Origin of the sequence: Streptomyces purpurascens (assembly GCF_045040895.1) — a bacterium.
GTDB lineage: Bacteria > Actinomycetota > Actinomycetes > Streptomycetales > Streptomycetaceae > Streptomyces > Streptomyces purpurascens.
Genome location: NZ_CP108341.1, coordinates 8,573,375 through 8,590,899, shown reverse-complemented (window position 1 = coordinate 8,590,899; position 17,525 = coordinate 8,573,375). Strand labels below are relative to the sequence as shown.

Annotated in this window: 17 protein-coding genes; 9 read left to right on the top strand and 8 right to left on the bottom strand. The window is 72.4% G+C overall.

The genetic code is table 11. The features are described 5' to 3' along the window. Positions 1–225 precede the first annotated feature (225 nt). Together OHU35_RS39015 and OHU35_RS39010 are read left to right on the top strand one after the other, a co-directional pair. Entirely contained in the window at positions 226–2,613 is a 2,388-nt protein-coding gene (locus tag OHU35_RS39015) for a SpoIIE family protein phosphatase (protein WP_405508711.1), read from the top strand. A gap of 131 nt (positions 2,614–2,744) precedes the next feature. Next, complete coding sequence (locus OHU35_RS39010) at positions 2,745–4,001, top strand: arsenic transporter (protein WP_405509410.1); 1,257 nt, start codon at positions 2,745–2,747, stop codon at positions 3,999–4,001. 11 nt (positions 4,002–4,012) lie between these two features. Here OHU35_RS39010 and OHU35_RS39005 read toward each other — a convergent pair whose 3' ends face one another. Next, a complete protein-coding gene (locus tag OHU35_RS39005) occupies positions 4,013–6,112 on the bottom strand; it encodes a ricin-type beta-trefoil lectin domain protein (protein WP_405508709.1) in 2,100 nt (699 codons plus the stop codon). A 242-nt stretch (positions 6,113–6,354) separates the two neighbouring features. After that, positions 6,355–7,326: a helix-turn-helix domain-containing protein gene (locus OHU35_RS39000; protein ID WP_405508708.1), complete on the bottom strand. Its 972-nt coding sequence runs from the start codon at positions 7,324–7,326 to the stop codon at positions 6,355–6,357. 61 nt (positions 7,327–7,387) lie between these two features. On the opposite strand from OHU35_RS39000, the gene OHU35_RS38995 reads away from it, so the two are divergent. Beyond that, positions 7,388–8,230, top strand: coding sequence for a phytanoyl-CoA dioxygenase family protein (locus tag OHU35_RS38995; protein ID WP_405508706.1), 843 nt, complete (start codon positions 7,388–7,390; stop codon positions 8,228–8,230). Between the two features lie 91 nt (positions 8,231–8,321). Here OHU35_RS38995 and OHU35_RS38990 read toward each other — a convergent pair whose 3' ends face one another. Further along, a complete protein-coding gene (locus OHU35_RS38990; RefSeq protein WP_405508704.1) occupies positions 8,322–9,290 on the bottom strand; it encodes an aldo/keto reductase in 969 nt (322 codons plus the stop codon). Between the two features lie 214 nt (positions 9,291–9,504). Between OHU35_RS38990 and OHU35_RS38985 the strand changes: the two genes are divergently transcribed. After that, entirely contained in the window at positions 9,505–10,380 is an 876-nt protein-coding gene (locus tag OHU35_RS38985) for a hypothetical protein (protein ID WP_189721991.1), read from the top strand. A 3-nt stretch (positions 10,381–10,383) separates the two neighbouring features. Here OHU35_RS38985 and OHU35_RS38980 read toward each other — a convergent pair whose 3' ends face one another. Further along, positions 10,384–10,920 (bottom strand): flavoprotein, encoded by a 537-nt coding sequence (locus OHU35_RS38980; RefSeq protein WP_405508702.1) that lies wholly within the window; start codon positions 10,918–10,920, stop codon positions 10,384–10,386. 28 nt (positions 10,921–10,948) lie between these two features. Then, a complete protein-coding gene (locus OHU35_RS38975) occupies positions 10,949–11,407 on the bottom strand; it encodes a nuclear transport factor 2 family protein (protein ID WP_189721993.1) in 459 nt (152 codons plus the stop codon). A gap of 92 nt (positions 11,408–11,499) precedes the next feature. Between OHU35_RS38975 and OHU35_RS38970 the strand changes: the two genes are divergently transcribed. After that, a complete protein-coding gene (locus OHU35_RS38970; protein WP_405508700.1) occupies positions 11,500–12,051 on the top strand; it encodes a TetR/AcrR family transcriptional regulator in 552 nt (183 codons plus the stop codon). Positions 12,052–12,060: 9 nt separating this feature from the next. On the opposite strand, the gene OHU35_RS38965 is transcribed toward OHU35_RS38970, so the two are convergent. Together OHU35_RS38965 and OHU35_RS38960 are read right to left on the bottom strand one after the other, a co-directional pair. Beyond that, positions 12,061–12,261, bottom strand: a complete 201-nt coding sequence (locus tag OHU35_RS38965; protein ID WP_372498772.1) for a ferredoxin — start codon at positions 12,259–12,261, stop codon at positions 12,061–12,063. Between the two features lie 19 nt (positions 12,262–12,280). Continuing rightward, the gene (locus tag OHU35_RS38960) at positions 12,281–13,477 is read right to left on the bottom strand and encodes a cytochrome P450 (protein WP_189721996.1); all 1,197 of its coding nucleotides are present in this window, start codon (positions 13,475–13,477) and stop codon (positions 12,281–12,283) included. A 367-nt stretch (positions 13,478–13,844) separates the two neighbouring features. On the opposite strand from OHU35_RS38960, the gene OHU35_RS38955 reads away from it, so the two are divergent. Next, positions 13,845–14,477, top strand: a complete 633-nt coding sequence (locus OHU35_RS38955) for a LysE/ArgO family amino acid transporter (RefSeq protein WP_405508698.1) — start codon at positions 13,845–13,847, stop codon at positions 14,475–14,477. Positions 14,478–14,552: 75 nt separating this feature from the next. Then, positions 14,553–15,002, top strand: a complete 450-nt coding sequence (locus tag OHU35_RS38950) for a nitroreductase family deazaflavin-dependent oxidoreductase (protein WP_189721998.1) — start codon at positions 14,553–14,555, stop codon at positions 15,000–15,002. A gap of 68 nt (positions 15,003–15,070) precedes the next feature. Here OHU35_RS38950 and OHU35_RS38945 read toward each other — a convergent pair whose 3' ends face one another. Continuing rightward, positions 15,071–15,991: a cation diffusion facilitator family transporter gene (locus tag OHU35_RS38945; protein ID WP_189721999.1), complete on the bottom strand. Its 921-nt coding sequence runs from the start codon at positions 15,989–15,991 to the stop codon at positions 15,071–15,073. A gap of 159 nt (positions 15,992–16,150) precedes the next feature. Between OHU35_RS38945 and OHU35_RS38940 the strand changes: the two genes are divergently transcribed. Beyond that, positions 16,151–17,173 (top strand): glutathione S-transferase family protein, encoded by a 1,023-nt coding sequence (locus OHU35_RS38940; RefSeq protein ID WP_405508696.1) that lies wholly within the window; start codon positions 16,151–16,153, stop codon positions 17,171–17,173. A gap of 40 nt (positions 17,174–17,213) precedes the next feature. After that, on the top strand, positions 17,214–17,510 hold the full coding sequence (locus OHU35_RS38935) for a DUF4235 domain-containing protein (protein ID WP_189722001.1): 297 nt from the start codon (positions 17,214–17,216) through the stop codon (positions 17,508–17,510). The last annotated feature ends 15 nt before the right edge of the window (positions 17,511–17,525 follow it).

Here is a 17,525-nt window from a genome sequence, read left to right as displayed (position 1 = left end):
TCACAACTGATCGCGAACAAACAGATTCTGTCGAGGTGTCACACAGGGCCGTCAAGAGTGCGGCGACATCCTTCTGTCCCGGGCGTCACATCGGCCGGAATCGCGCCTCGCCCCCGCACGGCCGGGCGCCCTCGGGGTTACCGGTTCATGTCGGGCGCCTACGGACTAGGCTGGAACGCAAGCGACCTCTCTGATCACTGTGAGTGTCCGTATGGAGTGGCGACGATGAGCCCGGACGAGCCGTTCGACGATGACAGGGCCGCGCGTGCCGTCATCGCCGCCGACGGCGTGCTCACCGAGTGGAGCGAGGGCGCCAGCCGGCTGCTGGGCCACACCGCCGCCGAGGTCGTGGGCCGCCCGGCCGCCGAGCTGCTGGCCGACGACGCGGACACCCCGCCCGCACCCCGCGATGCCCGCTGGAGCGGCATGCTCGCGCTGCGTCACCGCGACGGCCGTACGGTGTCCGTGTGGGTGCTCGCCCACCGCAGACCGCCGGAGGGCGAGACGGCCGAGTGGTTCGCCGTGTCCCCGCCGGAGGCCGCCGGTGCGGATCTGTCGGACGACCCGCTGGTGCGGGCGGCCCTCACGCAGTCACCCTGCGCCACGATGATCTTCGACGAGGGGCTGAGGCTGCGCGGCGTCAACGACGCCATGGCGGACCTCCTCGGGATGCCCGCCGACCGCCTGCGGGGTCTGAGACCCACCGACATCGGCAGCCGGCCGCAGAACACCGAGCTCGAGGAGAATCTGCGCCGGGTGCTGAGCACCGGCCGGCGGCACAACATGCAGACGTACATGAAGGCCAGCGGCGAGACCCGGGGGGCACACGCCTGGCTGGCCCGGATCGCCCCGCTCACCGACCCGTCCGGCCAGGTGCGGGGCGTGTGCGTGACCGCCCACGACTTCAGCGACCAGTACCGGTCACGGCAGCGGCTGCAACTGGTCAACGAGGCGAGCGTGCGCATCGGCACCACCCTCGACGTCACCCGTACGGCCCAGGAGCTGGCGGACGTGTGCGTCCCGGCGCTCGCCGACTTCGTCAGCGTCGACCTGCTCGACACCCGGGAGCACGGCGGCGAGTCCGCAGGGCCGCCCGTCCCGCCGGTGAGTCTGCGCCGGGCCGCCCACCAGTCCGTCAACACGGGCAGCCCCGAGGCCGTCGCCAAGCCGGGGCAGGTGGAGGTCTACCCGGCGTCCTCCCCGCAGGCGGCCTCGCTGATCGTGGGCCACGCGGTGGTGGCCTCGGGTTCGGCAGACGACCTCGAACGGTGGCTCGCCTGGGACCCGGTCCGCTTCCGGCGGGTCCGCGAGTACGGCATCCACTCCACGATGTCCGTCCCGCTCCAGGCCAGGGGCACCATCCTCGGGGTCGCGGTGTTCACCCGCTTTCGCCGCTCCGAGGACTTCACGGACGACGATGTGCTGCTGGCCGAGGACGTCACGGCCCGGGCCGCCGTCTGCATCGACAACGCGCGCCGCTACTCCCGCGAGCGGGAGACGACCCTCACGCTGCAGCGCAGCCTGCTGCCCCGCCACCTGCCGCACACCGCCGCGGTGGAGGCGGCCTCCCGCTATCTGCCCGCCACCCGCTCCGGTGTGGGCGGCGACTGGTTCGACGTGATCCCGCTGTCCGGGATGCGGGTCGCCATGGTCGTCGGGGACGTCGTCGGCCACGGCATCCAGGCCTCGGCCACCATGGGCCGGCTGCGTACCGCCGTCCGCACCCTCGCCGACATCGACCTGGCCCCCGACGAACTGCTCACCCACCTCGACGACCTGGTCGTCCGGCTGTCCCAGGAGTCCGGCGGCGAAGAGGCGGCCGGCACCGGGGAGGTCGGCGCGACCTGCCTCTACGCGGTGTACGACCCGGTGTCGCGGCGCTGCACCCTGGCCCGGGCCGGGCACCCGCAGCCCTTCCTGGTCCCACCGGACGGCCCGGCCCGGCAGCTCGACCTGCCCTCCGGTCCCCCGCTCGGTGTCGGGGGGCTGCCGTTCGAGAGCGCCGAGGTGGAGCTGCGGGAGGGCAGTGTCCTGTCGTTCCACACGGACGGGCTGCTCGCGAGCCGCGAGCGGGACGTCGACACGAGCCAGCGGATGCTCGGCGAGTCCCTGTCGGCCCCCGCCGGCTCGCTGGACGAGATCTGCGACCGCGTGCTGCAGGCGCTGCTCCCCTCGGGCGGCTCCGCCGACGACGTGGCCCTGCTGCTGGCCCGCACCCGCGGCCTGCCGTCCTCCCAGGTCGCGACCTGGGACATCCCGGCCGACCCGGCGCTGGTGGCCCCCATCCGCAAGCAGGTCGTCGAACAGCTCGAGCGCTGGTCGCTGACCGAGGCCACGTTCACCGCGGAGCTGGTGGTGAGCGAGCTGGTCACCAACGCCATCCGCTACGGCGCCAAGCCCATCCGGCTGCGGCTGATCCACGACGCGGCCACGCTGATCTGCGAGGTGTCCGACACCAACCACACGGCCCCGCATCTGCGCCGGGCCAAGACCTGGGACGAGGGCGGCCGCGGTCTGCTCCTGGTCGCCCAGCTCACCCAGCGCTGGGGCAGCAGGCACACCCCCGAGGGCAAGACGATCTGGGCCGAGCTGACGATGCTCGACGCGCTGTGAACGGACAGTGACCACGGCGGCACCGCTGGTCACGCTCCGAAGCGGGCCGTATGAAAGCCCGTGCACGGATTCTTACCGGAGCCTGGTTTCATGGGCGGGCACCGCCTGCACACGCCCCGGAGGACCCCGCCCTGAACACCCCGCTCGCCGAAGTCCTGTCCGTGGCGTTGCTGGCCGCGGTCCTCGTCTGGGCCGTAGTCCGTCCGAAGGGGCTGCCCGAGGCCGTACTGGCGGTTCCGGCCGCCGGGCTCGCCGTCGCCGTCGGAGTGATCTCGCCCACGCACGCATGGGAGGAGATCCAGCGGCTGGGGCCCGTGGTCGGTTTCCTCGCGGCCGTGCTGGTGCTCGCCCACTTCTGCGACGTCGAGGGACTGTTCACGGCGTCCGGGGCGTGGATGGCCCGCTGGGCGGCGGGGCGTCCCGGGCGGCTGCTGACCGCGGTGTTCGCGCTGGCCTCCGTCATCACGGCCGTGCTCAGCCTGGACGCCACGGTCGTCCTGCTGACACCGGTGGTGCTCGCCACCGCCACCAGGATGGGCGTCCAGGCCCGGCCGCACCTCTACGCGTGCGCCCACCTGTCGAACACCGCCTCGCTGCTGCTGCCGGTCTCCAACCTGACCAACCTCCTCGCCTTCACGGCGAGCGGGCTGAGCTTCACCCGGTTCACGGCACTCATGGCGTTGCCCTGGCTCGTCGCGATCGGCGCCGAGTACCTGATCTTCCGGCGGTTCTTCGACGATGAACTGGCCGCCCCGCTCCCCTCCCCCGACCCCGCGCGGCCCCCCGAGCTGCCGCTGTTCGCCCTGGTCACGGTGGGCTGCACACTCGCCGGGTTCGTCGTGGCCTCCGCCCTCGGGATCGCACCGGCGTGGGCCGCGCTGGCGGGTGCGCTGGTGCTGGCCGGGCGGGCGCTGCTGCGGCGGCGGGCCACCCCGCTGACGGTGGTGCAGTCCGCGGCCCCGGCCTTCCTGGCGTTCGTGCTCGCGCTCGGCGTCGTCGTGCGCGCGGTCGTCGACAACGGTCTCGCCGACGCGCTCCACCGTGTGCTGCCCGACGGCTCGGGCCTGCTCGCGCTGCTGGGCGTGGCCGTACTGGCCGCCGTCCTGGCGAACCTGATCAACAACCTGCCCGCGGTGCTGGTGCTGCTGCCGCTGACCGCCGGGGCCGGTCCTGGTGCCGTGCTGGCGGTGCTGCTCGGCGTGAACATCGGCCCCAACCTGACCTACGCCGGATCGCTGGCGACCCTGCTGTGGCGGCGGATCGTGCATCAGCACGGGCACCGCGTCGAGCTCGGGGAATTCACCCGGCTCGGGCTGCTCGCGGTACCCGCCGCGCTGGTGCCGGCCGTGGTGGCGCTGTGGCTGTCGCTGGGGGTCGTGGGGGTCTGAGCCGCGCCCGGTCAGCGGCCGCGACCGCCGTAGCCATCCCCGTATCCGTATCCGTATCCATAGCCGTATCCATAGCCATCGCCGTATCCGGGGTAGCCGTGGTCGCCGTTCCCGGAGCAGTAGTAGCCGTAGTAGTGGCACGTGGTGCTGGGCGACGGGCTCGTGGGCGCCGGCCGGGACGTCGACGGAGTGGCGGTCGGGGTGGGGGTCGGCTCGGGTGTCCTCGACGGTGTGGGGGTGGGGGTCGGGGTGGGCTCGGGCTGCGGCACCGGAGCGGCGGCTTCCCAGTTGACGACCTCCATCTGGAGATCGGTCTTGGAGGTGTCGATCACCCAGCGCTGGACCTCGTCGTCCGCCCGGGTCTTGAGGACCAGGGCCCCCGAGCCGTCGGTCGCGGCCGGGGCCAGGGCGAGCTCCTGGTCCCGGCGGGGCACCAGGGCGCCCTGGAGGATGAAGTCGTAGCGAATGTCCTTGATGTCGGGGCGGGACGGGCCCGTGCAGGGGGCCAGCCGCACCGAGTAGCCGAGCCGTGAGTCCAGGCACAGGTCGGGGTCGGCACCGTTGCGCAGCAGCCCGTCGGTCTCGTACGTCCACTGCTGGGCGGGGGCCGAGGAGCAGGTGGTGAGTTCGGCTTCCGCGTCCTCGACGGCCTTCTTGCCCTCGATGCCGACACACAGGCCCGAGGCGATGTTGTGCAGCCGGCCGCGCAGAGCGCCCTTGCGGGGCTCGCCCGCCCCGATCCAGGACGGGTCACCGGTCGGCTTGCCCGCGCCCGGGCCGGATGCCTCGGAGGGCCGGTCCGCGCCGGCCGGCGGGGCGGCGTCGCCGGAGTTGCCGATGGACCACAGGACCAGCGGGAGGACGACCAGGCCGCTGACGGTCAGGACGCCCACGGTGAGGTTACGGCGGCGGGCGGCACGGCGGGCCGCCTTGTGGGCGGATCTGCGCGAGGCGGTGCGGGGGCCAACGGCGCCCGGGCCGGGAGCCGTTCCACCGGCCGGTGCCGGCGCGTCGGGCGGGAGGGTGGGGAATGCCTCCTGGGCGTGAGCCAGTGCCTGCGCCTGGTCCTGTGTCTGGACCCGGACCCGCGGTGGGGCCCCCGCTTCCCCTTCGGCTGCGGGGGCGGGTGGGGCGGCCACCGGCTCGACGGGGTCGGTGAACGACTCCCCGATCGCGCCGGCGAGGGCGACGGGGTCCGGGAACGCCGCACGCGCGGCACCGGCCGGTTCCGTGCCGGCCATGTCCCCGGGAACCCCGCTCTCCAGGGAGGCCTCCGCGGCGGCGCTCGACGCGCTCTCCACGTAGTCCTGCCCGCCCCAGCCCAGCACCGCCTCCGCCAGGGCGACGCCGAGCCCGTGGTTGAACCGGTCGAGCTGGTCCGCGGCGGCGCTGCAGTGCCCGCATCCCTCGATATGCGCGCGTAGATCGGGGTCAAGCTCGAGGGCGCCACGTCGGTACGTCACGTCCAGCAGGCGCAGATAGCGCCGGCATTCCTCGTCGGGGGCGAGTTCGCGGTGCAGCTGGAGGCACTCCTCACGCATCCGGTCCCGGGCCCGGGCCAGTTCGACGCGCGCGCCCTCCTCGTCCAGGCCGAGCAACCCGGCGGGAGCCGTGAGCGGTTCGGCCTCGACCTCGATGTGCCACAGCAGGCAGCGGGCCGACTGGGGCAGCCGCTGAAAGGCCCCGGACAGCAAGCGCCGGTGCTGCGGCGGCAGCAGCCGGGCGGCCGGCCGCTCCCCGTCACCGGCCTCGGACAGCAGATCCGGGTGGAGCATGTCTCTTCGGTGGTCGGTGGCCCACTCGGCCGCGATCCGCCGCACGGTGACGAGCAGTTGGGGCCGCCAGGCGGACGTCGGACCGTTCTGGCGCAGGCTTTCGCCGAAGAGCCGGGTGAAGGCCGCGGTGGTGAGCATTCCGGCGAAATGCGGACCGGCGGTGCACAGCCGGGCGTAGGCGAATGCCGCCTCCCAGTGCCGGTCCAGCAGCTCGCCGACGGGATGAAGTGCGGGCGTCGCGCCCGTCCACTTCCTGAGCTCGGCGCTCAGTTGCTCGTCCGTCGGGCCGAACCTGCGGGCCGGGGCCGGGGAATTCGACGGACTTGCGTCGTTCACGGCTGCATTCCTCTCAAGGACATGCGGAATAAAGTCCATACCAAGGGGTATGCCGGCACGGCGGCCTCGCGCATACGAAAGAACGGCGCGCTGTCCGCACGCCGACAGGGCACACCTTTGCACAGGTCAGCGACAGGGAACAAGAGATCTCGCGGTTTCGTGCATTACGTAGACGGCCAGGGCTTTTTGACAAAATGTCAATCAGCGGTCCGAAAGGGATTTCCGGGCTGCCCGCTCGGTTTTTATGGCAGGTATTCGCCCGGTTCCCGTCGCCGTCCGGAAACCGCTGGGCCGGACGGGTCGCCGTACTTTGTCCGGTACGCGCCGGGCGGCATCCCGTAGCGCTCACGGAAGACGCGGTTGAAGTGGAACGGGCTGGCGAAACCCGAGGCCGCGGCCACCCGTTCCACGGGCAGGTCGGTGCCCTCCAGCAGCCGCGCGGCGTGCCGCAGCCGTGCCTCGCGCAGGGCGTGCATGGGCGACTGGCCGAGCTGCCGGCTGAACAGGTGGGCGAAGCGGGACGGCGACAGGGCGACGCCCTCGGCGAGCGAGCGGACGGTGTGCGGGGCGCCCGGGTCGGCGGCGATCAGCTCCTCGGCCCGGCGGATCCGTGCGTCGAGGCCGGGGCGGGGTGCCGCCGGGCGGGCGCCGGCAGTGGTGAGGAGGACGATCTCCTCCAGCGCGCACAGGGCGAGTTCGCGGGCCGCGCTGCCGTGTGCGACGGCGACCTGCCCGTCAGGGGGCGCCGGTGCGGCCGGTGCCTCGGTCCCGGTCCAGCGGGCGTCGGTGTGTATCCGCCGGAACGCCGACTCGACGCGTCCGTGCACACCGGGGGCGGACGTGACCACGTACACCCCGTCGCCGGCGTCGTACGGCCGCAGCCACCCGGCCCACGACGGGCGGGCCTGGCAGTGCGCCCACCAGAACCGCCAGTGCCGGGCGCCGGGTTCCACCGCGTACCCGTGCGGGACGCCCGGCGCGAGCACGACGAGGTCACCTGCGCCGACCGAGGTCTCCACCGCGCCCTGCCGCAGTCGGCCCCGGCCTCCCGTGGTCCAGGTGAAGAGCCAGCTCGCGGAGCCACGCGGGCGGTTGACGGCGTAGCCGGGCGGCTGGTCGAAATGGCCGAGCACGACCAGACCGGGCGGCGGGGCGGGGGCCCCGTCGTTCCCGTTCTCAGCAGTGCGGGGCAATCCGTCAGCAGGCACGGGCATCCTCCTCGACGACAGGGCGGCCTAGTGTCGGACCGTGGACACCCAACCGAGGAGTGCGCTCATGACAGTCACGGGCAACGGCGCCGCCGGCGCTCCCATCCTGGACCCCGCCGGGCTCCGGCGGTACCGGGAGGGGTTCGAGGAGGACGGTTTCATGGTCGTACGCGGGCTCTTCGGGGCCGACGAGATCGAGCGGCTGTGCGGCGAGTTCACGGCACTGCACGCGGCCGGGCCGGTTCCCGGGCACTTCGAGCCGCGTGCGTCGGGGGCGGACGCCGATCCGCTGCGCGTCTGGCCGCGGGTGATGCACCCGCACGAGATCAACGGCCTCGCGCGGGACGTCCTGCTGGACGCCCGGCTGCGCACGGTCCTGGAGGTGCTCCTCGGGGAGGAGGTCCTGGCCGCGCAGAGCATGTTCTATTTCAAGCCGCCGGGCGCCCGGGGCCAGGCGCTGCACCAGGACAACTTCTATCTGCGGGTGGAGCCGGGCACGTGTGTGGCGGCGTGGCTGGCGTGCGATGTGATCGACCGGGAGAACGGCGGTCTTGAGGTCGTGCCGGGCACGCACCGGATGGAGGTGTTCTGCCCGGAGGAGGCGGATGCGGGGGTTTCCTTCGCCCGGGAGTATGTTCCGCCGCCGCCCGGGCTGGCGCCCGTGCCGGTGGACATGTCGCCGGGGGATGTCCTGTTCTTCAACGGCAGCCTGGTGCACGGGTCGCAGCCGAACCGGTCGCGGGATCGGTTCCGGCGGTCGTTCATCGGGCACTATGTGGGGCGGTCGGCGGAGCGGATCGGGAGGTTCTACCGGACGTTGTCGATGAGTGGGGGGCGGGTGGCTCTGCCGGAGAGTGAGGGGGCGGGGCCCTGCGGGACGGAGTTCGCGTCGCCGCAGGGGCCTCACTGATCGGTGGTCTGCGCGCTCGTTGTGGCTGATCGCGCCCACGCGGCGGAGCCGCACATCGATGCAGACCCGCGCCCCTGGAGAGCAGGGCGTTTCAGTGGCCGGCGATCGGATGCGCTGTGTAGGGGCGTTCCAGTTCCTCGAGTTCCTTGTCGCTGAGCTGGAGGTCGACGGCGGCCACCGCGTCCTCCAAGTGCCGAGGCTTCGACGCTCCTACGATCGGCGCTGTGACCGTGGACTGGTGGAGCAGCCACGCCAGGGCCACCTGGGCGCGGGGCACGTCACGGTCGGCCGCGATGCGGGTGACGGCCTCGACGATGGTGCGGTCGCCCTCCTGGTACAGGTTGCTGCCGAAGGTGTCGGTGGCGCTGCGCTCGGTCGTGGTGCCCCAGTCACGGGTGAGGCGGCCGCGGGCCAGCGGGCTCCAGGGCAGTACGCCCACGCCCTGGTCCGCGCAGAGGGGCAGCATCTCGCGCTCCTCCTCGCGGTAGATGAGGTTGTAGTGGTTCTGCATGGAGACGAAGCGCGTCCAGCCGTTCAGCCGCGCGGTGTACTGGGCCTTGGAGAACTGCCAGGCGTACATCGAACTGGCCCCGATGTAGCGGACCTTGCCGGCCTTGACGACGTCGTGCAGGGCCTCCATCGTCTCCTCGACGGGGGTGTGCGGGTCGTAGCGGTGGATCTGGTAGAGGTCGACGTAGTCGGTGCCGAGGCGGGTCAGGCTCTGGTCGAGCTCGGTGATGATCGCCTTGCGGGACAGTCCGCCGCCGTTCGGCCCGGGCCGCATGCGGCCGTGCACCTTCGTCGCGAGCACGATCTCGTCGCGGCGGGCGAAGTCGCGCAGGGCACGGCCGACGATCTCCTCGCTGGTGCCGTCGGAGTAGACGTTCGCCGTGTCGAAGAAGTTGATCCCCGCCTCGACCGCCTGCCGGATCAGCGGGCGCGAGGCCTCTTCGCCGAGGGTCCACTCGTGACGGCCGCGGTCGGGCAGGCCGTAGGTCATGCACCCCAGACAGATCCGGGAGACGTCCAGGCCCGTCGAACCGAGCTTCACGTACTGCATCGTTGCTGCTCCTGCCTTCGGGAGGGGTTTCCAGGGGGAGCGTACGTGCTCGTGTGCGCTCGAAGGCAGGGTGCGCCGGACCGGCTGACGGGCCGTCATCGTTGCTGCCCCCAGGTGACCGCACGGCGTGGGAGCGGCGAGACGGCCGGACCGCTGCCGCATCCTCGGCGCAGGTGACCGGCGCCCGGCCGGTCGGCGGTGTACGGGAGATCGCGTGGCGGCACGACGGAGGACACTCAGGATCCTGACCGGGGCGGCCGCGGCGTCCCTCGCCCTGATCTCGACCGCCTGGAGCCGGCCGGCCCCGCCCGGACACGAGGTCCGGGCCCAGGCTCCGGCGGCCGAGGGACCGGCGACGCTGTGCACACCCGCGGGGGTCCTGAGCGGCGCGGACGGCGAGCGGGCCACGGTCAGCCTGTGCGCGGGCAGCGGCACCCCGGTGATGGCGGTCTCGGCTCCCGCGAACTGCAGCCGTCCCGGCACGTCCGTCCGCTACGCCTGTCTGACCTCCGGTACCTGGACGGCGAAGCGCCAGGGCAAGACGGTCGCCTCCGGGACGCTGCCCGGGTCCCAGCCGTACCCCGGCCCGGGTATCTACGACGTCACGGCCACCGTGCACGTCCGCTCCACGCCGGGCGGTGTGGACCTGCGCGGCACGGTCCGGGCCGTGCTCACTCTGAGCGCGCCGAAGCAGCGGCCCACGCACCGCGTCGAGGTCGACCGGACCACCCTGCGTCGCGGGGCCACCACCACGCTGACGTACCGGGTGTACCGCGACAGCGAACAGGGCGACGGCAGTGCCCGCTTCGGGCTGATCGGCGAGGAGAGCACGGGGGTGCGGATCAGCACGGCGGACGCCCGGTGCGTCAACCCGCTCATCGGACGGGCCCCGTCCGAGGCCAGGCTGACGTACTCCGTGGACTGTGCGCTGACCGACCTCCAGCCGGGCCGTCCGGCCACCGTGCGGGTCCAGGTCACACAGGGGTCCGCCTGCTCGACGGTCGTCTCGAAGCTGGGCTACTGGATGCCGCGCGGGCAGGCGCTCTACACCGGCGGCATGGTGGAGGGGCCCACGGTCGGCTGCGGCTGACCGTCAGCCCCGCTCGACCAGGTCCAGCGCCCGCTCCCAGCCGAACTCCGGCCGCCCGCCGTCCTCGCCCGGCTCTCCGGCGTACGGCTCCCCGAACCGCACACCCATCCCCCGCAGCCGCTCGAGGCTGTCCCGGTAGGCGGGGTGGGCGGCCAGCGCGTCGGCCACGCACGGGAGGACGGCGATCGGCACGCCGAGCCCCGCGACCTCGCACAGGGTGCCCAGCGCGAGGGTGTCGGCGATGCCGGCCGCCCACTTGTTGACGGTGTTGAAGGTGGCGGGTGCGACGACCAGGGCGTCGGGCGCCGGGAACGGGCGGGGCTCGCCCGGGGTGCGCCAGGCGGAGCGGATCGGGCGGCCCGTCTGGGCTTCGACGGCGGCGGTGTCGAAGAAGCCGTTCATGGCGACCGGAGTCGCGATGACACCGACCTCCCAGTCCCGCTCCTGCGCGGCGGTGATCAGTTTGCTGACGTCCGCGGCGATTCCGGCCGCGCAGACGACGACGTAGAGGAAGGGCTTGCGGGCGGCCTGGTCGGTCATCCCGGAAACCCTAGCGACTCCCCCGCGCTCACCGGACCGGGAAGGTGCGTCCGCGGTCCTGTTCAGGCCGCGGGCCGAAGATGCGGCGCTCCTTCTCCTCGATCGGTACGTCGTTGATGCTTGCCTCGCGGCGGGTCATGAGGCCGTGCTCGTCGAACTCCCACAGCTCGTTGCCGTAGGAGCGCCACCACTGTCCCCCGGTGTCCCGGCACTCGTACTGGAAGCGGACGGCGATGCGGTTGCCGTCGAAGGCCCAGAGGTCCTTGCGCAGCGCGTACTCCCGCTCGCGCTCCCACTTGCGGGTCAGGAACTCGGCGATCCGGGCGCGGCCGGTGACGAAGGTGTCGCGGTTGCGCCAGACGGAGTCCTCCGAGTAGGCGAGGGCGACCTTGTGCGGATCGCGGGTGTTCCAGGCGTCCTCGGCGGCCTGGACCTTCTGTGCGGCGCTCTCGCGGGTGAAGGGCGGCAGGGGCGGGCGGGCGGTCATTGATTCTCCCTGGTCACAACGGAGAACGAGCGTTCTCCTGATGACTGCTACGGTAGGAGAACGCTCGTTCTCTCGTCAAGGAGTGGTGGTACATGGACAGCGCGGCGGCCCGGGAGCGGGCGCTGGACGCGGCCGAGGAGCTGTTCTACGGGCGGGGCGTGCGGTCCGTCGGGATGGACGACGTCCGCGGCACGTCCGGGATTTCACTCAAGCGGCTCTACCAGCTGTTCCCGGCGAAGGAGCAGCTGGTGGAGGCGTATCTGGAGCGGCGCGACACGCGCTGGCGCGGGCAGCTGGCCGAGTACGTCGAGCGGCACGGGGAGCCCGAGGAGCGGATCCTGGCGGTGTTCGACTGGCTCGGCGGGTGGTTCGGCGAGCCGGGCTTCCGCGGCTGCGCGTGGATCAACGCCTACGGCGAACTCGGCGCGACGTCCGCGCGCGTGGCCGGCCAAGTGCGCGCGCACAAGCGGGCGTTCCGGGACTACCTCGCCTTGCTCGTGGACGCGGCGGGGCTGCCCGACGCGCTGGCCGGGCAGCTGTTCCTGCTGGCCGAGGGTGCCATGGTCACGGCGGGTGTCATCAGGAGCGCCGAGCCCGCGGCCGAGGCGCGCGAGGCGGCCCGGCTGCTCCTGCGGACCACGTGAGGCCGGGCTTCAGCTCACCCTCTCCGAGACGGTGATGGCGCTCACCGGGCAGGCGCGGGCCGCCTCCCGCACCAGCGGGCTGCCGCCGCCGTCCTCCTGTCCGGGCAGCAGGGCGCTGTAGCCGTCGTCGTCCTGGGTGAACACCTCCGGGGCTGTCAGGGCGCACTGGCCCGCGCCGATGCAGACGTCCGTGTCGATCTCGATGTCGATGTGCATGTGCGGAAGCCTCTTACCAGGTCACGGGGAGTTCCAGCATCCCCTGGATCGTGTCGCCCGGCTTGAAGGGGATCTCGTCGGCCGGGGCGGCCAGGCGCAGGCCGGGCAGCCGGTCGAAGAGGGTGTGCAGGGCGATCTCCAGTTCGGCGCGGGCGAGGTTCTGGCCGAGGCACTGGTGGATGCCGAAGCCGAACGCGACATGGTGCCGGGACGGGCGGTTCCAGTCGAGCGTGTCCGGCTCGGGGTAGACCGTCTCGTCGCGGTTGATGACGGAGGTCGCGAAGACCACGCCCTCGCCCTTCTTGATCGTCGTCCCGGCCACCTCGATGTCGTCGACGGCCAGGCGCAGCATGCCGTCCGCGATCGACAGCATCCGCATCAGCTCCTCGACCGCGGTCGGCAGCAGCCCCGGGTCCGCGCGCAGTTCGGCGAGCCGCTCGGGGTGCTGGAGCAGGGTGAAGGTGCCGAGCGAGATCATGTTGGCGGTCGTCTCGTGGCCCGCGACCAGCAGGATGAGAGCCATGGCGATCAGGTCCTCGCGGTCGAGTGCGCCCTCGTCCGGCTGCCGGTGGACCAGATCGTCCAGCAGACCGGTGCCCCGGTCCTTGCGCTTGCGGTCGATCAGCTCGCCGAAGTACGACTCCAGCCGGTCTCGGGCGTCCAGCACGTCGGCGGTCTCCGGGCCGCGCAGCAGCCGTCGCGACTGGGTCTCGAAGAAGTCGTGGTCGGAGTACGGGACGCCGAGCAGGGCGCAGATCACCATGGACGGCACCGGCAGCGCGAAGGCGGTCACCAGGTCAGCGGGCGGGCCCTGGGCGATCATCGCGTCGAGCCGCTCGTCGACGATCTGCTGGATCCGTGGCCGGAGTTCGACGGCCCGTTTGAGGGTGAAGTCCCCGACGACCATGCGGCGCTGGACGCGATGCTCGGGGTCGTCGACGCCCAGCAGGGCCGTTCTGCGGTTCTGGATCCCGGCGAACCGCTTGGTCGGGGCCGGGAAGCCGGGCCGGTCGCGGTTGGACGACAGGCGGGGGTCGGCCAGCAGGGCGCGGGCGATCGCGTGCCCGCTGACCAGCCAGGCCTCGCGGCCGTCGAAGAGGGTGATGCGGGTGAGGGGGCGCTCCGTGCGCAGCGAGTCGTAGGCGGCGGGCGGGTGGTAGGGGCAGGTCCTGCTCTGGGGGAAGGCGACGGGTGCGGTCGTGTCCGTCATGAAGACCTCGCAGACGAGTAGTGCGTCGTGCCGATCATCATTAGATGCCCCGGGCACCTAAAGGACGACGCGAAGTTCGGCCAGATCGGTGGCGGCGGCAACATGGCCGGGGAATGCCGTCCTCACGTTCGAAGACCGGGGTCGGGACCTGTGGTGCGCGATCGGGGTCCTTGCCGGGAGCGGGGGCTCCGGGCAAGTCACGGCGGCGATTCGAAAACCGGTTGTCGAGGCGGCGGGACAGGCCTCAGGATCCAGCCATGCCCACGCTCGATGTCCTTCCGCCGTCGCTGCCGCTGTCCGTCGCCGCTTCAGCCGCGCGCCGACAGCAGCGGTCCGGCCGCCGTGGAGGGCCGACGCCGCCGCGGTCATGACGGCCGCGCTCGTCGCGGGGCTGCTCGCCGGGTACGGCATCGCCGTCCCCGTGGGCGCGGTCGGGACCTACCTCGTCTCCCTCACCGCCCGCACGTCCCTGCGTACCGGTGTCTGCGCCGCGCTCGGCGTCGCCACCGCGGACGGGCTCTACGCCCTCGCCGCCACGCTCGGGGGCACGGCCCTGGCCGCCGCGCTGCGGCCGGTGCTCGGGCCGCTGCGCTGGGTCTGTGTCCTGGTGCTGCTCGGGCTGACGGTGTGGGGCGCGGTCACCGCCCTGCGCGAGTACCGCGGCCACCGGCTCGCCACGCGGACGGCCCCCGCTCCCCCGAGTCCCGCCCGGGCCTACGCGGGGCTGCTCGGCATCACCCTGCTCAATCCCACCACCGTGATCTACTTCGCGGCGCTCGTGCTCGGCTCCCGGGCCACGGGTCCGGCCGGGCCGGTGGAGCAGGGTGTGTTCGTCCTGGCCGCCTTCGCCGCCTCCGCCAGCTGGCAGGTGCTGCTCGCCGGGAGCGGTGCCCTGCTGGGCCGGGCGCTGACCGGTCACCGGGGCCGGCTGGCGACGGCGCTGGTGGCGAGCGGGGTGATGACGGCGCTGGCCGTGCGGATGGCCGTTTCTCCAGGATGATTCCCGGGTGTACCGGTGTTGAGGGCTGGTACCAGTTACCAGTCGGCTTCTGACACGACGATGGGACGGATTGCCATGCCTCTCGAAGGCGAGTACGAACCCAGCACGACGCAGTGGGTGCGCAAGCAGGTGGAACTGTACGAGAGCTCCGGCGGCACGGAGGGGACGACACTGCAGGGCTCCAAGATGCCGGTCGTCGTCCTGACCTCACGGGGCGCCAAGAGCGGCAAGCTGCGCAAGACGCCGGTGATGCGGGTGGAACACGAGGGGCGTTACGCCGCCGTCGCCTCCCTCGGCGGTGCGCCCAAGCACCCGGTCTGGTACTTCAACCTCAAGTCCGACCCGCATGTGGAGCTCCAGGACGGGCCCCGGAAGCAGGACATGACCGCCCGTGAGGTCACGGGCGAGGAGAAGTCCGAGTGGTGGGACCGGGCCGTCGCGGCGTATCCGGCGTACGCGGACTACCAGAAGAAGACGGACCGGGAGATCCCGTTGTTCGTGCTGGAGCCCGTCGCCGGAGACTGAGGCCAGGGCGGGCGGCAAGGAATTTCCGCTCGGGTTGCATGAACCGTTGGCGGCGGGGCACGCGTGGTTCAGGCCCCGCCGCGTTCCCCCGTCGCGGCGGGGCTTTCTGCTGCCTCCCGGGCGCGGCGGTCCGTGACGTCGAGGAAGATCTGGTCCGCCTCGGGCACCGTCCGGGCGATGGAGCGCTTGATGCGGACGGCGACGTCCTCGACGTGCTCGCTGTCCAGGCCGGGCACCAGGTCGACGCGGGCGGCCACGAGGGTCGAGTCGAGGCCCGTCTTCATCGTGAACAGTGCCTCCACACTGTCGATCTCGGGCTGCGCCCGCAGCAGTGCCTGGATCCGCCCGCTCGCCTCCGGGTCGGCCGCCTCGCCGATCAGCTGGTCGCGCGCGTCACGGCCCAGCCGGAAAGCGACGTAGACCAGCAGGGTGCCGATCGCGAGTGAGGCGGACGCCTCCCACACCACCTGGCCGGTGACCATGTGCAGCGCCATGCCCACCATGGCCAGCGTGACGCCGAGCACCGCGGTGCCGTCCTCGGCGACGACCGTCCGCAGGGCCGGGTCGCGCAGCCCGGCGCGCGTACCGCCCTGCCGGCGCACCTGGTACAGGGCGCGCAACAAGGAACCGCCCTCCGCGAGGAGGGCGATACCGAGCACGATCAGGCCGGCGACATAGCCGCTGAGTTTCTCCTCCGATCCGCTCGCGAGGGCCTCGAAGCCCTGAAAGAACGAGAAGCAGCCGCCCATGACGAAGATCCCGACCGCCGCGAGGAGCGACCAGAAGAACCGCTCCTTGCCGTAGCCGAAGGGATGACGCCGGTCGGCGGGGCGGCGGCTGCGGCGCAGCGCCGCCAGCAGGAACACCTCGTTCAGGCTGTCGGCCACCGAGTGGGCCGCCTCCGACAGCAGGGCGGGTGAACCCGCCAACAGTCCGCCGACGGCCTTGGCGACCGCGATCACCAGGTTGGCCGCGAGCGCCACCAGCACGGTGACGCGTGTCCTCCGATCAGATCCCTGTTCAGTCACCCACGCCGATTGCCCCGGTCGGCGGTGCTCACACCGTGCCGTCGGCGGAAAAAGGGGAACGCGTTCACCAGGGCACCCGCACGACCGGCAGGCCACACGCACGGCAAGGAGGTCACCCCCATGAGCCGCGACGACGTCGACGGCAACAGCGCCTATGGCAGGAGGACGTTCCAACGGTCCAAGGCGCATTTCGCGGACCGGATCACGACGGACGGCCGGGACGGCTGGCCGGTGGAGGCGGGCCGCTACCGTCTGGTCGTCAGCCGCGCCTGCCCGTGGGCGAGCCGGTCGCTGGTCTCCCGGCGGCTGCTCGGCCTGGAGGACGCGCTGTCCCTGGCCGTCGCCGACCCGATCCAGGACGACCGCAGCTGGCGCTTCACGCTGGACGAGGACGGCCGCGACCCGGTCCTCGGCATCCGCTACCTCGGCGAGGCCTACGACCGGCGGGAGAGCGACTACCCCGGCGGTGTCAGTGTGCCGGCGATCGTGGACGTGCCCAGCGGGAGGCTGGTCACCAACGACTACCAGCAGCTCACGCTCGACCTCGCGACCGAATGGACGGCCCTGCACCGGGACGGCGCCCCCGACCTGTACCCGGACGCGCTGCGCGACGAGATCGACGAGGTGATGGCGGACGTCTACCAGGACGTCAACAACGGCGTGTACCGGGCGGGGTTCGCCACCGGGCAGGAGGAGTACGAGACCGCCTGCGCGGGCGTGTTCCGGCGGCTGGAGCTGCTCGCGGGGCGGCTGGAGCGGCAGCGGTACCTGGTCGGCGACACGATCACCGAGGCGGACATCCGGCTGTTCACGACGCTGGTCCGCTTCGACGCGGTCTACCACGGCCACTTCAAGTGCAACCGCTGGAAGCTGACGGAGAACCAGGTGCTGTGGGGGTACGTCCGTGACCTGTACCAGACGCCCGGGTTCGGTGACACCGTCGACTTCGACCACATCAAGCGCCACTACTACCAGGTGCACACGGGCATCAACCCGACCCGCGTCGTGCCGCTGGGGCCGGACCTGTCCGGCTGGCTGACCGCGCACCACCGTGCGGAACTGGGCGGCAGGCCGTTCGGTGACGGCACACCGCCGGGGCCGGTCCGCGCCGAGGAGCGGATACCGGCCGCGCACACCCCCTGACCCCCTCCACCCACCCCCCTGAGCGACCAAGGAGATCCCCGTGGCCAAGAAGAAGAAGATGCCCCTCGCCTACCAGCCCCTCGGGTTCGTGCTGGGCTGGTCGAGCGGCTGGCTGGCCGGGCTCGCCTTCCGCAAGACGTGGATGGCGATCCGGCACGAGGAGGACGCGCCCGACGCGCTGGACCGGGACCGCGGCTGGGGCGAGATCCTGCTCGCCGCGGCGGTCCAGGGCGCCATCTTCGCGGTGGTGCGCAGCGCCGTGGACCGCGCGGGCGCCAAGGCCATCGAGCGTTCGACCGGCGCGTGGCCGGCCGACGAGAAGGGCGGCCGGGACTGACACCTGCCCGGCCTC